Annotated in this window: 15 protein-coding genes; 11 read left to right on the forward strand and 4 right to left on the reverse strand. The window is 52.8% G+C overall.

Features of this window, described 5'->3' with window-relative positions:
* The first annotated feature begins 38 nt into the window (after nucleotides 1-38).
* The 10 genes from hfq to OGV69_RS24545 all read left to right on the forward strand — a co-directional run bounded on the left by hfq (nucleotide 39) and on the right by OGV69_RS24545 (nucleotide 11,454).
* Nucleotides 39-347, forward strand: coding sequence for an RNA chaperone Hfq (hfq, locus tag OGV69_RS24500; RefSeq protein WP_003025584.1), 309 nt, complete (start codon nucleotides 39-41; stop codon nucleotides 345-347).
* Between the two features lie 74 nt (nucleotides 348-421).
* Nucleotides 422-1,702 (forward strand): ribosome rescue GTPase HflX, encoded by a 1,281-nt coding sequence (gene hflX, locus OGV69_RS24505; RefSeq protein WP_003025589.1) that lies wholly within the window; start codon nucleotides 422-424, stop codon nucleotides 1,700-1,702.
* 120 nt (nucleotides 1,703-1,822) lie between these two features.
* Complete coding sequence (gene hflK / locus OGV69_RS24510) at nucleotides 1,823-3,076, forward strand: FtsH protease activity modulator HflK (protein WP_069324734.1); 1,254 nt, start codon at nucleotides 1,823-1,825, stop codon at nucleotides 3,074-3,076.
* A 2-nt stretch (nucleotides 3,077-3,078) separates the two neighbouring features.
* The gene (hflC, locus tag OGV69_RS24515) at nucleotides 3,079-4,083 is read left to right on the forward strand and encodes a protease modulator HflC (RefSeq protein WP_003830491.1); all 1,005 of its coding nucleotides are present in this window, start codon (nucleotides 3,079-3,081) and stop codon (nucleotides 4,081-4,083) included.
* A gap of 82 nt (nucleotides 4,084-4,165) precedes the next feature.
* On the forward strand, nucleotides 4,166-4,363 hold the full coding sequence (locus OGV69_RS24520) for a DUF2065 domain-containing protein (protein WP_006686310.1): 198 nt from the start codon (nucleotides 4,166-4,168) through the stop codon (nucleotides 4,361-4,363).
* A 102-nt stretch (nucleotides 4,364-4,465) separates the two neighbouring features.
* Nucleotides 4,466-5,764 (forward strand): adenylosuccinate synthase, encoded by a 1,299-nt coding sequence (purA, locus tag OGV69_RS24525; protein ID WP_003025606.1) that lies wholly within the window; start codon nucleotides 4,466-4,468, stop codon nucleotides 5,762-5,764.
* Nucleotides 5,765-5,980: 216 nt separating this feature from the next.
* Nucleotides 5,981-6,406 carry a nitric oxide-sensing transcriptional repressor NsrR gene (gene nsrR / locus OGV69_RS24530; RefSeq protein WP_069324735.1) on the forward strand — a complete coding sequence of 142 codons (426 nt, stop codon included), beginning with the start codon at nucleotides 5,981-5,983 and terminating at the stop codon, nucleotides 6,404-6,406.
* Nucleotides 6,407-6,444: 38 nt separating this feature from the next.
* A complete protein-coding gene (rnr, locus tag OGV69_RS24535) occupies nucleotides 6,445-8,907 on the forward strand; it encodes a ribonuclease R (RefSeq protein ID WP_069324736.1) in 2,463 nt (820 codons plus the stop codon).
* A 72-nt stretch (nucleotides 8,908-8,979) separates the two neighbouring features.
* Nucleotides 8,980-9,711, forward strand: a complete 732-nt coding sequence (gene rlmB / locus OGV69_RS24540) for a 23S rRNA (guanosine(2251)-2'-O)-methyltransferase RlmB (RefSeq protein WP_038636534.1) — start codon at nucleotides 8,980-8,982, stop codon at nucleotides 9,709-9,711.
* A gap of 120 nt (nucleotides 9,712-9,831) precedes the next feature.
* Complete coding sequence (locus tag OGV69_RS24545) at nucleotides 9,832-11,454, forward strand: isovaleryl-CoA dehydrogenase (protein WP_038636537.1); 1,623 nt, start codon at nucleotides 9,832-9,834, stop codon at nucleotides 11,452-11,454.
* A gap of 76 nt (nucleotides 11,455-11,530) precedes the next feature.
* Here the strand turns inward: OGV69_RS24545 and yjfN are convergent, their stop codons facing one another.
* A complete protein-coding gene (gene yjfN, locus OGV69_RS24550; protein WP_077223936.1) occupies nucleotides 11,531-11,806 on the reverse strand; it encodes a DUF1471 family protease activator YjfN in 276 nt (91 codons plus the stop codon).
* A 147-nt stretch (nucleotides 11,807-11,953) separates the two neighbouring features.
* Nucleotides 11,954-12,283, reverse strand: a complete 330-nt coding sequence (bsmA, locus tag OGV69_RS24555; RefSeq protein ID WP_038636544.1) for a biofilm peroxide resistance protein BsmA — start codon at nucleotides 12,281-12,283, stop codon at nucleotides 11,954-11,956.
* 181 nt (nucleotides 12,284-12,464) lie between these two features.
* Here bsmA and yjfP point away from each other — a divergent pair, with 181 nt between their 5' ends.
* Nucleotides 12,465-13,214 carry an esterase gene (gene yjfP, locus OGV69_RS24560; protein ID WP_069324737.1) on the forward strand — a complete coding sequence of 250 codons (750 nt, stop codon included), beginning with the start codon at nucleotides 12,465-12,467 and terminating at the stop codon, nucleotides 13,212-13,214.
* Here yjfP and ulaR read toward each other — a convergent pair.
* Nucleotides 13,211-13,966, reverse strand: a complete 756-nt coding sequence (gene ulaR, locus OGV69_RS24565) for an HTH-type transcriptional regulator UlaR (protein ID WP_006686325.1) — start codon at nucleotides 13,964-13,966, stop codon at nucleotides 13,211-13,213. The genes yjfP and ulaR overlap by 4 nt on opposite strands.
* 108 nt (nucleotides 13,967-14,074) lie before the next feature.
* Nucleotides 14,075-15,139 carry an L-ascorbate 6-phosphate lactonase gene (gene ulaG / locus OGV69_RS24570; protein ID WP_038636551.1) on the reverse strand — a complete coding sequence of 355 codons (1,065 nt, stop codon included), beginning with the start codon at nucleotides 15,137-15,139 and terminating at the stop codon, nucleotides 14,075-14,077.
* Between the last annotated feature and the right edge of the window lie 160 nt (nucleotides 15,140-15,299).

The following is a 15,299-nucleotide window of genomic DNA, read 5'->3' on the forward strand; positions in this document are numbered from 1 at the left end:
GGTTCAAAGTACAAATAAGCATATAAGGAAAAGAGAGAATGGCTAAGGGGCAATCTTTACAAGATCCGTTCCTGAACGCACTGCGTCGGGAACGTGTTCCAGTTTCTATTTATTTGGTGAATGGTATTAAGCTGCAAGGTCAAATCGAGTCTTTTGATCAGTTCGTGATCCTGTTGAAAAACACGGTCAGCCAGATGGTTTATAAGCACGCGATTTCTACTGTTGTCCCGTCTCGCCCGGTTTCCCATCACAGCAATAATGCCACCGGCGGCACTGGCAGCAACTACCATCACGGTAGCAACGCGCAAGGTTCATCTGCGCAACAGGACAGCGAAGAAACCGAATAAGGTTGATTGCTGTTTTACATACGGGGAGCCAGCGAACCTGCGTTCCCCGTTGATACATATTAAGGGGTTGACGCTTGTTTGACCGTTATGATGCCGGTGAGCAGGCGGTACTGGTACACATCTATTTTTCGCAAGACAAAGATATGGAAGACCTCCAGGAGTTTGAATCTCTGGTCTCTTCCGCCGGTGTCGAAGCAATGCAGGTGATTACCGGGAGCCGTAAAGCACCGCACCCGAAGTATTTTGTTGGTGAAGGCAAGGCAATCGAAATTGCCGAAGCCGTAAAAGCGACTGGCGCTGCGGTGGTGATTTTTGATCATGCTCTAAGCCCTGCCCAGGAACGTAACCTGGAACAATTGTGCCAGTGTCTGGTTATCGACAGGACTGGTCTTATTCTGGATATTTTTGCCCAGCGTGCGCGAACCCATGAGGGTAAGTTGCAGGTTGAGCTGGCGCAACTGCGCCATATGGCTACGCGTTTGGTCCGTGGCTGGACCCACCTTGAAAGGCAAAAGGGCGGGATTGGTTTGCGCGGTCCGGGTGAAACCCAGCTCGAAACCGACCGTCGTTTGCTGCGTAATCGCATTTTGCAGATACAGTCGCGCCTGGAAAAAGTTGAAAAGCAACGTGAGCAGGGGCGACAGTCGCGTAAGAAAGCGGATGTCCCGACCGTATCACTGGTGGGATATACCAACGCCGGAAAATCCACCCTGTTCAACCAGATAACTGAAGCCCGGGTCTACGCAGCGGATCAACTGTTTGCGACCCTGGACCCGACCCTGCGGCGGATCGACGTCGCGGATGTCGGTGAAACCGTGCTGGCGGATACCGTAGGGTTTATCCGTCACTTACCGCACGACCTGGTGGCGGCATTTAAAGCCACCTTGCAGGAAACACGTCAGGCGACATTGCTGCTGCACGTTATTGATGCAGCAGATTTTCGTGTGCAAGAAAACATCGAGGCCGTCGATACGGTGCTTGAGGAGATCGATGCGCATGAGATCCCGACCCTGCTGGTGATGAATAAAATCGATATGCTGGATGACTTTGAACCGCGTATCGACAGAGATGAAGAGAATAAACCCATTCGCGTTTGGGTTTCAGCGCAAACGGGAATAGGTATACCACAGCTTTTTCAGGCTTTGACTGAGCGGCTTTCCGGTGAGGTGGCGCAGCATACGTTGCGTTTGCCGCCGCAGGAAGGGCGTCTGAGAAGCCGGTTTTATCAACTTCAGGCAATAGAAAAAGAGTGGATGGAGGAGGACGGCAGCGTAGGTCTGCAGGTTCGTATGCCGATCGTAGACTGGCGTCGCCTCTGTAAACAAGAACCGGCACTGGAAGACTATGTTGTCTGATCTGACGGATATGGCCTGAAGATTTTTTCGCCTCTATACCTTGTGGATTTTGCGTAGCCAACGCATCGGCAGCACAAAAGACGCAGGTATAGCATCGCATAACAAATATGGAGCACAAAAATGGCGTGGAATCAGCCCGGTAATAACGGACAAGACCGCGACCCGTGGGGAAGCAGCAAACCTGGCGGCAACCCTGAGGGAAATGGAAACAAAGGTGGGCGCGATCAGGGACCTCCCGATCTGGATGATATCTTCCGCAAACTGAGCAAAAAGCTCGGTGGTCTGGGCGGCGGTAAAGGTACTGGTTCTGGCGGCGGTAGTTCATCGCAAGGCCCGCGTCCGCAACTGGGCGGCCGGGTCTTTACTATCGCTGCGGCCGCTATCGTCATAATCTGGGCGGCCAGCGGTTTCTACACCATTAAAGAAGCGGAACGCGGCGTGGTGACACGCTTCGGTAAATTCAGCCATTTGGTTGAGCCGGGTCTGAACTGGAAACCGACCTTTATCGACGAAGTGACTCCGGTCAACGTTGAAGCCGTGCGTGAACTTGCCGCATCTGGCGTCATGCTGACATCTGACGAAAACGTTGTGCGCGTTGAAATGAACGTGCAGTACCGCGTGACCGATCCGCAGCGTTACCTGTTTAGCGTAACCAGCGCGGATGACAGCCTGCGTCAGGCAACCGACAGCGCACTACGTGGCGTTATCGGGAAGTACACTATGGACCGTATCCTGACCGAAGGGCGTACCGTTATTCGTAGCGATACCCAGCGTGAACTGGAAGAAACGATCCGTCCGTACAACATGGGTATCACCCTGCTGGACGTCAACTTCCAGGCCGCACGTCCGCCGGAAGAGGTAAAAGCTGCGTTTGACGATGCGATTGCCGCGCGCGAAAACGAACAGCAGTACATCCGTGAAGCGGAAGCGTACACCAACGAAGTTCAGCCGCGTGCGAACGGTCAGGCGCAGCGTATTCTGGAAGAAGCGCGTGCTTACAAAACGCAAACCATCCTGGAAGCTCAGGGTGAAGTGGCGCGCTTCGCGAAAATTCTGCCGGAATATAAAGCCGCGCCGCAAATTACTCGCGAGCGTCTGTATATCGAGACCATGGAAAAAGTGCTGAGCAATACCCGCAAAGTCCTGGTTAACGATAAGGGCAGCAATCTGATGGTTCTGCCGCTGGATCAAATGCTGAAAGGCGGTAGTGCGCCAGCAGCAAAGAGTGACAGCAGTTCAAACCTGCTGCGTCTGCCGCCAGCGACGACCTCCAGCACTGGAGCAAGCAACACCTCGTCCACCAGTCAGGGCGATATTATGGACCAACGCCGCGCGAACGCGCAGCGTAACGACTACCAGCGTCAGGGGGAATAACGATGCGTAAGTCAGTTATTGCGATTATCATCATCGTTCTGGTAGTTCTGTTCATGTCTGTCTTTGTGGTCAAAGAAGGCGAGCGCGGTATTACGCTGCGCTTTGGTAAAGTTCTGCGTGACGATGAAAACAAGCCGCTGGTCGTTGCACCTGGCCTGCACTTCAAGATTCCGTTTATTGAATCAGTGAAGATGCTGGATGCGCGTATTCAGACCATGGACAACCAGGCCGATCGCTTTGTCACCAAAGAGAAGAAAGACCTGATTGTTGACTCCTACATCAAGTGGCGCATCAGTGACTTTAGCCGTTACTACCTGGCAACGGGCGGTGGCGATGTTTCTCAGGCAGAAGTCCTGCTGAAACGTAAGTTCTCTGACCGTCTGCGTTCTGAAATCGGTCGTCTCGACGTGAAAGACATCGTTACCGATTCCCGTGGTCGTCTGACTCTGGAAGTCCGTGACGCGCTGAACTCCGGTTCTGCTGGTACGGAAGATGAAGTCGCGACGCCGGCGGCGGATAGTGCGATTGCCGAAGCGGCTGAGCGTGTTCAGGCTGAAACGAACGGTAAAGTACCGGTCATCAACCCGAACAGTATGGCGGCGTTGGGGATCGAAGTGGTTGACGTGCGTATTAAGCAAATTAACCTGCCTGCGGAAGTATCTGAGGCTATCTACAACCGTATGCGCGCTGAGCGTGAAGCGGTAGCGCGTCGCCATCGTTCACAAGGTCAGGAAGAAGCGGAAAAACTGCGTGCAACGGCGGATTACGAAGTAACGAAAACGCTGGCAGAATCTGAGCGTCAGGGCCGCATTATGCGCGGTGAAGGCGATGCAGAAGCCGCTAAACTGTTTGCCGACGCGTTCAGCCAGGATCCTGACTTCTACGCCTTCATTCGTAGCCTGCGTGCATATGAGAAGAGCTTCGAAGGTAACCAGGACGTGATGGTCATGAGCCCGGACAGCGATTTCTTCCGCTACATGAAGACACCGAATACCGCGACACGCTAAAATAGTTTCAGCGGTTTTAAACCAGCAAAACCACCGGCGTCCCCAGGGATGCGGTGGTTTTCTTTTTATATAAGGACGATGGATGAATTCAACAATTTTGCTGGCACTCGCGCTGGTTTTGGTGCTGGAAGGTCTGGGTCCGATGCTTTATCCCGGCGCATGGAAGAAAATGATCTCCGCGATGGCGCAACTCCCCGAAAATACTTTGCGTCGTTTTGGTGGAGGTCTTGTGGTTGCGGGCGTTGTGGTCTACTACATGTTGAGGAAAACGATTGGCTGATCAATAAGTAGCCTAATTTGCGGATTTTAGCATGCAAAAAGTGCTGTATATCTGAAAAAGCGGTGGTAGAATCCATTTTTAAGCAAACGGTGATTTTGAAAAATGGGTAACAACGTCGTCGTACTGGGCACCCAATGGGGTGACGAAGGTAAAGGGAAGATCGTCGATCTTCTGACTGAACGGGCTAAATATGTTGTGCGCTACCAGGGTGGACACAACGCAGGCCATACTCTCGTAATCAACGGTGAAAAAACCGTCCTCCATCTTATTCCATCAGGTATTCTTCGCGAGAATGTCATCAGCATCATCGGTAACGGTGTTGTACTGTCTCCGTCCGCGCTGATGAAAGAAATGAAAGGGCTGGAAGATCGTGGTATCCCGGTTCGCGAGCGCCTGCTGCTGTCTGAAGCTTGTCCGCTGATCCTTGATTATCACGTTGCGTTGGATAACGCTCGTGAGAAAGCGCGTGGCGAGAAAGCGATCGGTACTACCGGTCGCGGTATCGGCCCGGCTTATGAAGATAAAGTGGCTCGTCGCGGTCTGCGCGTTGGCGATCTGTTTGATAAAGCAACCTTCGCTGAAAAACTGAAAGAAGTGATGGAATATCACAACTTCCAGTTGGTGAATTTCTATAAAGTCGAAGCGGTTGACTACCAGAAAGTGCTGGATGATGTGATGGCGATTGCCGACATCCTGACTTCTATGGTTGTTGATGTTTCCGATCTGCTGGACCAGGCGCGTAAGCGTGGCGATTTCGTCATGTTCGAAGGCGCGCAGGGTACGCTGCTGGATATCGACCACGGTACTTATCCGTACGTCACCTCCTCCAACACCACCGCGGGTGGCGTGGCGACTGGCTCCGGCCTGGGCCCACGTTATGTGGATTACGTGCTGGGTATCATCAAAGCTTACTCTACTCGTGTTGGCGCGGGTCCGTTCCCGACAGAGCTGTTTGATGACGTTGGCGAGTTCCTGTGCAAACAAGGTAACGAGTATGGCGCAACCACTGGTCGTCGTCGTCGTACCGGTTGGCTGGACTCTGTTGCCGTACGTCGTGCAGTACAGATTAACTCCCTGTCTGGCTTCTGCCTGACCAAACTGGACGTACTGGACGGTTTGAAAGAGGTGAAAATCTGTGTCGCTTACCGTATGCCGGATGGCCGTGAAGTTACGACTACCCCGCTGGCGGCTGACGACTGGAAAGGTATCGAGCCGATTTACGAAACCATGCCAGGCTGGTCTGAATCCACCTTTGGCGTGAAGGAACGTAGTGGTCTGCCGCAGGCGGCGCTGAACTACATCAAGCGTATTGAAGAACTGACCGGTGTGCCGATTGATATTATCTCAACTGGCCCAGACCGTACTGAAACCATGATCCTGCGCGACCCGTTCGACGCATAATTCTGGTTATGGCGTAGCGTCGAATGGCGCTGCGCTTGCACTATCTTAGGCCGGATGATGCGTTTTGCATTAGAATCCGGCTTAAAATCACGTAAGTTCCTCGCTTTTTTCCTTCCCGAACTGAAATAAATTAGCGACCTGGCTGGTGGCTGGTTTATCATCAATATAATTAATACCACCAGGTTTATCCGTTTTATCCCTTTTCCTGAGGTTGATGTGCAGTTAACAAGTTTCACCGATTACGGATTACGTGCGCTAATCTACATGGCGTCACTTCCCGAAGGACGTATGACCAGTATTTCTGAGGTGACAGAAGTCTACGGCGTGTCCCGTAATCATATGGTCAAAATAATCAATCAACTTAGCCGGGCGGGCTTTGTTACTGCTATTCGAGGAAAAAATGGCGGTATCCGCCTGGGTAAACCCGCTAAGGATATTGATATTGGTGATGTGGTTCGCGAGCTGGAACCCTTATCGCTGGTCAACTGTAGCAGCGAGTTTTGCCACATAACCCCTGCCTGCCGACTCAAACAGGCGCTTTCTAAAGCAGTGCAAAGTTTTCTCACGGAACTGGACAACTACACACTTGCTGATTTGGTTGAAGAAAATCAACCGCTTTATAAATTATTGCTGGTGGAGTGACGAAAATCTTCATCAGAGCTGACAACGGAGGAACCGAGATGTCACAAGATCCTTTCCAGGAACGCGAAGCTGAAAAATACGCGAACCCTATCCCGAGCCGGGAATTTATCCTCGAACATTTAACTAAACGTGAAAAACCGGCCAACCGCGATGAGTTGGCCGCTGAACTCAACATTGAAGGTGAAGAACAGCAAGAAGCGCTGCGTCGTCGCCTGCGCGCGATGGAGCGTGACGGGCAACTGGTCTTCACTCGTCGTCAGTGCTACGCGCTGCCGGAACGTCTTGACCTGCTGAAAGGTACCGTTATTGGCCACCGTGATGGCTACGGCTTTCTGCGCGTTGAAGGCCGCAAAGATGACCTGTACCTGTCCAGCGAGCAGATGAAAACCTGCATTCATGGCGATCAGGTGCTGGCGCAGCCGCTGGGCGCGGACCGTAAAGGTCGTCGCGAAGCGCGTATTGTGCGCGTACTGGTGCCGAAAACCAGCCAGATTGTCGGCCGCTACTTCACCGACGCTGGGGTCGGGTTTGTCGTCCCGGACGATAGCCGCCTGAGCTTCGATATCCTTATTCCGCCGGAAGAGGTGATGGGGGCGCGTATGGGCTTTGTGGTCGTGGTTGAGCTGACCCAGCGTCCAACCCGTCGCACCAAAGCGGTGGGTAAAATCGTTGAAGTATTGGGCGACAACATGGGCACCAGCATGGCTGTTGATATGGCCCTGCGTACCCATGAAATCCCGTATATCTGGCCGCAGGCAGTCGAAAAACAGGTTGCCGGGCTGAAAGAAGAAGTGCCGGAAGAGGCGAAAGTCGGGCGTGTCGATCTACGCGATCTCCCGCTGGTCACTATTGATGGCGAAGATGCGCGTGACTTCGACGATGCGGTTTACTGCGAGAAGAAACGCGGCGGCGGCTGGCGTTTATGGGTGGCGATTGCTGACGTAAGCTATTACGTCCGCCCGCCGACTCCGTTGGATCAGGAAGCGCGCAGCCGTGGCACGTCTGTCTACTTCCCGTCGCAGGTTGTCCCGATGCTGCCGGAAGTGCTGTCTAACGGATTGTGTTCGCTGAACCCGCAGGTAGACCGTCTGTGTATGGTGTGCGAAATGACCATTTCGTCGAAAGGTCGGTTAACCGGCTTTAAATTCTACGAAGCGGTAATGAGTTCCCATGCGCGTCTGACCTACACCAAAGTCTGGCACATGCTGCAGGGCGATCAGGAACTGCGCGAGCAGTATGCGCCGTTAGTGAAACATATTGAAGAGCTGCATAATCTCTACAAAGTGCTGGATAAAGCCCGGGAAGAACGCGGCGGTATCTCGTTTGAAAGTGAAGAAGCGAAGTTTATTTTCAACGCTGAACGTCGTATTGAACGTATCGAACAGACGCAACGTAACGACGCGCACAAGCTGATTGAAGAGTGCATGATCATGGCGAACATCTCAGCGGCGCGATTCGTTGAGAAAGCCAAAGAGCCAGCCTTGTTCCGTATTCACGATAAGCCGACGACCGAAGCGATTACCTCCTTCCGTTCCGTACTGGCCGAACTGGGCCTGGAACTGCCTGGCGGCAATAAACCCGAGCCGCGCGATTACGCTGAATTGCTGGAGTCGATTGCCGACCGTCCTGACGCGGAAATGCTGCAAACTATGCTGCTGCGCTCGATGAAGCAGGCGATTTACGATCCAGAAAACCGGGGTCACTTTGGTCTGGCGCTGCAATCTTATGCGCACTTTACCTCGCCGATTCGTCGTTACCCGGATCTCTCTTTGCATCGTACAATTAAATATTTGCTGGCGCAGGAGCAGGGCCATAAAGGCAACACCACGGAAACCGGTGGCTATCATTATTCAATGGAAGAGATGCTGCAACTGGGCCAGCACTGTTCGATGGCCGAACGCCGTGCTGACGAAGCTACGCGCGACGTCTCTGACTGGCTGAAGTGTGACTTCATGCTGGATCAGGTGGGTAACGTCTTTAAAGGCGTAATTGCCAGCGTGACCGGGTTTGGCTTCTTTGTCCGTCTTGACGAACTGTTTATCGACGGTCTGGTGCATGTCTCCTCCCTGGATAACGACTACTATCGCTTTGACCAGGTTGGGCAGCGTCTGACGGGTGAGTCAAGCGGTCAGATGTATCGCCTGGGCGATCGTGTGGAAGTTCGCGTGGAAGCGGTCAACATGGACGAGCGTAAAATCGATTTCAGTTTGATCTCCAGCGAACGTGCGCCGCGCAATGAGGGCAAAACCGCACGCGAAAAAGCTAAAAAAGGCGATGCAGGTAAAACTACCGGTAAACGTCGTCAAATGGGCAAAAAGGTGAATTTCGAGCCGGACAGCGCATTCCGCGGCGAGAAGAAAGGCAGAGCCAAACCTCAGGCGGATAAAAAAACGGCTGAGAAGAAAGGCGATAAAAAAGCGAAAAAGCCATCGGCAAAAACGCGTAAAATCGCTGCCGCCACCAAAGCTAAACGTGCGGCGAAAAAGAACGTCGCACAATAACAGCCATAAACTGTAAGTCGGGCAACTATTATGTTGCCCGGCGTTACGCACAAACTATTAACGAGTACATTCATGAGTGAAATGATTTACGGCATCCACGCGGTGCAGGCTCTGCTGGAACGTGCGCCTGAGCGCTTCCAGGACGTCTTTATTCTCAAAGGCCGTGAAGATAAACGCCTGCTGCCGTTGATCCATGCACTGGAAGCGCAGGGCGTTGTCATTCAGTTGGCTAACCGTCAGTTCCTGGATGAGAAAAGCGAGGGTGCGGTACATCAGGGGATTATTGCGCGCGTGAAGCCGGGTCGTCAGTATCAGGAGAACGATCTGCCGGATCTGATTGCTGCGCTCGATCAGCCGTTCTTTTTGATCCTCGATGGCGTCACCGATCCGCATAACCTGGGCGCATGCCTGCGTAGCGCGGATGCTGCTGGTGTACATGCGGTTATCGTACCGAAGGATCGTTCCGCACAGTTGAATGCGACGGCGAAAAAAGTGGCCTGTGGCGCGGCTGAAAGCGTACCGCTGATCCGCGTAACTAACCTGGCGCGCACGATGCGAATGCTGCAGGAAGAGAATATCTGGATTGTGGGCACCGCTGGCGAAGCCGACCATACTCTCTATCAGAGCAAAATGACCGGACGTATGGCGCTGGTCATGGGGGCTGAAGGCGAAGGAATGCGTCGTCTGACCCGCGAACATTGTGACGAACTGATCAGTATCCCGATGGCAGGGAGCGTTTCGTCGCTAAACGTTTCAGTCGCGACCGGCATCTGCCTGTTTGAGGCCGTTCGTCAGCGCGGCTAATTCATTCTCAATTTCTCTCAAGCCATCCCCTGGGATGGCTTTTTTGTGACCTTCATCCCAGGCACTCTCTTGTCTGGCTGGCCATACTTAAGGCCACGGCCATTGACGGAGGGAAACACAATGCACTGGCAAACGCATACCGTTTTTAACCAACCTGTACCGCTCAATAACAGCAACTTATACCTGTCCGATGGCGCCCTGTGCGAAGCGGTTATCCGCGAAGGGGCGGGCTGGGACAGCGATGTGTTGGCGAGTATTGGCCAGCAGCTAGGTACCGCGGAGTCGCTCGAACTGGGTCGCCTGGCTAATGCTTTTCCACCCGAGCTTTTGCGCTACGATCCGCAGGGGCAGCGACTGGACGATGTGCGTTTTCATCCTGCCTGGCATTTGCTGATGCAGGGGCTGTGCGCCAACCGCGTGCATAACCTTGCCTGGGAAGACGAAGCGCGGCAGGGAACATTTGTTGCCCGCGCGGCGCGTTTCATGCTGCATGCGCAGGTGGAAGCAGGCACGTTGTGTCCGGTAACCATGACTTTTGCCGCCACGCCGCTGTTACTGCAGATGCTACCTTCACAATTTCACGACTGGTTTACGCCGCTGCTAAGCGACCGTTATGACTCGCATTTATTGCCTGGTGGGCAAAAGCGTGGGCTGCTGATCGGTATGGGAATGACCGAGAAACAGGGGGGCTCAGATGTGTTGAGCAATACCACCCAGGCGGAACGCCTCGCAGACGGCTCGTATCGGTTGGTGGGACATAAGTGGTTTTTCTCTGTGCCGCAAAGCGATGCCCATTTGGTGCTGGCGCAGGCAAAGGGGGGATTATCCTGCTTTTTTGTACCGCGATTTTTACCCGATGGTCAACGTAATGCTATCCGTCTCGAGAGGCTGAAAGATAAGTTAGGCAACCGCTCCAATGCCAGCTGCGAAGTCGAATTCCATGATGCTATTGGCTGGCTGCTGGGCGAAGAAGGAGAAGGTATACGCCATATCCTGAAAATGGGTGGTATGACGCGTTTTGACTGTGCGCTCGGTAGCCATAGCATGATGCGACGTGCCTTTTCCGTGGCGATTTATCATGCGCACCAACGACAGGTATTTGGCAAGCCATTGATTGAACAGCCGATGATGCGTCAGGTCTTAAGCCGAATGGCGCTCCAACTGGAAGGCCAGACTGCGTTACTGTTTAGGCTGGCACGGGCCTGGGACCGCCGCGCTGATGCCAAAGAAGCGCTGTGGGCTCGGTTGTTTACGCCAGCGGCGAAATATTCTGTCTGCAAAAGCGGGATGCCGTTTGTCGCTGAGGCGATGGAAGTATTGGGTGGGGTTGGCTACTGCGAGGAGAGTGAGCTGCCACGTCTGTACCGTGAGATGCCGGTAAACAGTATCTGGGAAGGCTCCGGCAATATTATGTGTCTTGATGTATTGCGGGTGCTGGCAAAACAACCCGGTATCTACGATATGCTCAGCGAAGCCTTTGCCGAGGTCAAAGGGCAGGATCGTCATTACGATCGGATGGTTCGTCAGTTGCAGCAACACCTGCGTAAACCCATTGAAGAATTGGGACGGGAGATTACGCAGCAGCTTTTCCTGCTCGGTTGCGGGGCGCAAATGTTGCGCTATGCCTCTCCGCCAGTGGCGCAGGCCTGGTGTCAGATGATGTTGGATACACGTGGTGGACGACGATTGTCTGAACAGGTACAGAATGATCTGCTGCTACGGGCAACGGGAGGATTACGGTAATAATATGCCTGATGGCGACGCTGGCGCGTCTTATCATCAAAGCAGGCCAGATAAGTTTACCCCATCCGGCAATCTGTTACGCATAGAGTATGGCCTGGACGCGCCAGTTATCGGGGTGCTGATCTTCATACATTTGAATGATCCGATACCATGAAGCACCTTGTTCATCCGCTTTTAACGCAACGACACGTTCTACATCCTGCGGATTTCCTGCAATGTTACTGACGGATATCAGCCCTATTTCGTTCAGGCCGGTAACACAGTCAGCACTGGCGAACTCGGCAGACTGCGCCGTAGTACCTACCAGTCCGGTAGAAAGCAGCAGTGAGGATAAGGCTAGTGATTGTTTCATCGTCAGCTCCATTATTCGTACCCCTACACACGGCAGGGCATTCCATCGCGATAATAAACCTCAAGCTTCCTGCTGTTGGTTTATTGTGCACAGGTAAACGCATAGGGGCGCAAAGCAATGTAAAGCTGACTAAATTTCAAACCAATGTTATTTACGATACAAAATCGCTTGTGAATACCATTGGCCTGTCACAATGGTCTCATCGACTAATAAGACCACATAATAATCAGCTTTTGCCGCGACGGCTTTGTCGCGGATTTCAGCCAGCGCATCATCCGGTGAGCCTCTTACCAGCGCGCTAACCGTCCCTATTCGCTGTAACCCATTACTCTGGTTACGGCGGATCTCCTGCGGGTGGTCGGCAACGGGAGGTGCGGGTTGCGGCGTCCCCTGTAGCACGCTACAGGCGCTTAAAAATAAAACCAGCAACAAAGAGGCAAACCGACGCATAACTCTATCTCGTTTCCTGATAGCCATAGTGTAGTGCCTTATTAATTTCCCTTTAGGGGAATGTTCCCGAATTGTTATCTCTCACGCGATTTTCGAATGAAAATGTTGCGAAAGCGTAACCCAGTTCTCAACATTATGAATCATTGTCGAACACATTCGCTTGCGTTAAGTATTGCTGCGTGGCATACCAGAAAGAAAGAGGCGACAAATGATCGAAATTGAAACACGACAGTTGGCGGGTATCCCTGTCCTGCACGCCGTTCCGGCTGGCAAACGCGCATGTTCACTCCCCTGTATTATTTTCTATCACGGATTTACATCTTCCAGCCTGGTCTACAGCTATTTTGCCGTTGCTCTGGCTCAGGCTGGATTCCGGGTAGTGATGCCAGATGCGCCAGACCATGGTGCCCGCTTCAAGGGTGACGCACAGGGGCGGATATACCGCTTTTGGCACATATTGCAGCAAAACATGCAGGAATTTTCGACGTTACGTGCGGCGCTGGTGGCAGAAAATTGGCTGTCAGATGAACGGCTTGCCGTAGGCGGGGCGTCAATGGGGGGCATGACGGCCCTGGGCATTATGGCTCGTCACCCCGAGGTGAAATGTGTAGCCAGCCTGATGGGTTCGGGCTACTTTACCCGGCTTGCGCAGACGCTTTTTCCGCCTTTATTGGTCCAGACGCCAGAACAGCAGGCTGCGTTTGATGCCCTCATCGCGCCGCTGGCCGAATGGGAAGTGACGCACCAGTTGCCATGCCTGGCCGACAGACCGTTGCTACTATGGCATGGGCAGGAAGATGATGTGGTACCGGCTATTGAAACTTTTCGCTTACAGCAGGCGCTGATTCAGGCAGGTCTGGACAATAACCTGACCTGTCTGTGGGAAGCAGGCGTACGCCACCGCATTACGCCAGAAGCGCTGGCTGCGACGGTGACGTTTTTCCGCCAGCATCTTTAAACGCGCATAATGCTTACACCCTGAGCTTCGAGCTGTTGCAGGATCTCAGGGTCCGCATTTTTGCCGGTAATCAGCATATCGATTTGATCGGCGCGGCTGAACAGCATCCCCGCGCGTTCACCGACCTTACTGCTATCGACCAACACCACCAGTTTACCCACCACGTTAAGCATCTTCTGCTCCGCCATCGCGGTCAGCATATCGGTTTTATACAGTCCATCTGCGGTCAACCCTTTACCGCTGGTGAACATCCAGTGCCCGGCATACAGGCTATTTTCACTACCTTGTGGGCTAAGCGTGATGGATTGGCTTTTGTTGTATTGTCCTCCCATGATGATCACGCTCTCGTGCTCCTGGTCGATCAAATAGTTCGCCAGCGGCAGATAATTAGTGATGATCTGCACTGGCTTGCCGCACATTTCACGTCCGAGCAGGAAGGCGGTCGATCCGCAGTTGATCACCACGCTTTCACCGGCATTCACCAGTTGAGAGGCCGCTTTGGCAATGCGAACCTTTTCATCGTGGTTCTGCGCCTGATGCAGATTCATTGGCGTCCAGCGCGGGCGCTGCTGAGTGATGGCTTCTGCGCCGTTACGAACTTTCTTGAGTTTGCCGCTTTCGTCGAGTTTGTTGATATCCCGGCGGGCTGTGGCGGGTGAAATCCCCAGGCGCTCAATTACGTTCTCAACGGTAACAAAGCCCAACTGCGCCAGCATATCCAGCAATATTTGATGTCTTTGTGCTTCAGTCATGAGCTATTCCGATACAAATTGATTTGAAAAGATGATATTTGAAATAGCCTGGAAATACTAAAGTAAATGGGGAAAAAATGCCGGGTTATGCCCGGCATTTGGTGTGAATCACAAGAAGGATTTAAACGGTAGATCCGGTTCAATTGTGAAACAGTCATCAAAGCCGCGTGGATAGTGATATTCAAAGTTATCTTTATCCAGCGGCCAGGTGAATTTGCCACCTACCTGCCAGATGAATGGCTTAAAGCCATACTTCAGCCGATCTTTTTTCATCTCCCACAGCACGCGAATTTCCTGAGGATCGGCCTGGAAATTTGACCAGATGTCATGATGGAAGGGGATGACGACTTTTGTATTCAACGCTTCGGCCATACGCAGCATGTCGGAGCTGGTCATCTTGTCGGTAATGCCACGCGGGTTTTCGCCATAGGATCCGAGCGCGACGTCGATCTGATGCTCATTGCCGTGTTTTGCATAATAGTTGGAGTAGTGTGAGTCGCCGCTGTGATACAGCGTGCCGCCCGGTGTTTTGAACAGATAGTTAACGGCGCGCGCGTCCATACCGTCCGGCAGCACGCCCGCCGCTTTCTGATCGGCGGGAAGAGTAATCAACGCGGTACGATCAAAAGCATCAAGCGCATGAATTTCAATATCTTTCACTTTAACCACATCGCCGGGTTTTACCACGATGCAGCGATCTTTCGGCACGCCCCAGCCGACCCACAGATCCACACAGGTTTGTGGCCCAATAAACGGCACGTCGTCCGCGCAGTTCTGCATGACCGCAGCCGCGACATTAACGTCGATGTGATCGTTATGATCGTGCGTAGCCAGCACCGCATCGATCTGGCGAATCGCAAACGGATCAAGTACAAACGGCGTAGTACGCAGGTTTGGCTGCAGTTTCTTCACGCCCGCCATGCGTTGCATCTGGTGACCGGTTTTCATCAGCGGATTACCGTGACTTTGCTTACCTGTTCCGCACCAGAAATCGACGCAGACGTTAGTCCCGCCTTCTGACTTTAGCCAAATTCCGGTACAGCCAAGCCACCACATAGCAAAGGTGCCAGGTGCGACCTGTTCCTGTTCGATCTCTTCATTCAGCCAGCTTCCCCACTCCGGGAATGTGCTCAGAATCCATGATTCGCGCGTGATGCTTTTTACTTTACTCATCGCATTTACCTTCATGTTGGTTCAAGTTGAATCAAATTGTGATTTATTTTGATTGATACTGACATCAATTTATCAAGAAGGCAATGCGTGGATTTTTCTGATTCCGTCGTAAAGCGTCTATTACTCACAACGTAGCGGGATGCTTTGTAGCAATCTATTT

The organism is Citrobacter sp. Cc139, from assembly GCF_030334645.1.
Taxonomy (GTDB): Bacteria; Pseudomonadota; Gammaproteobacteria; order Enterobacterales; family Enterobacteriaceae; genus Citrobacter; species Citrobacter werkmanii.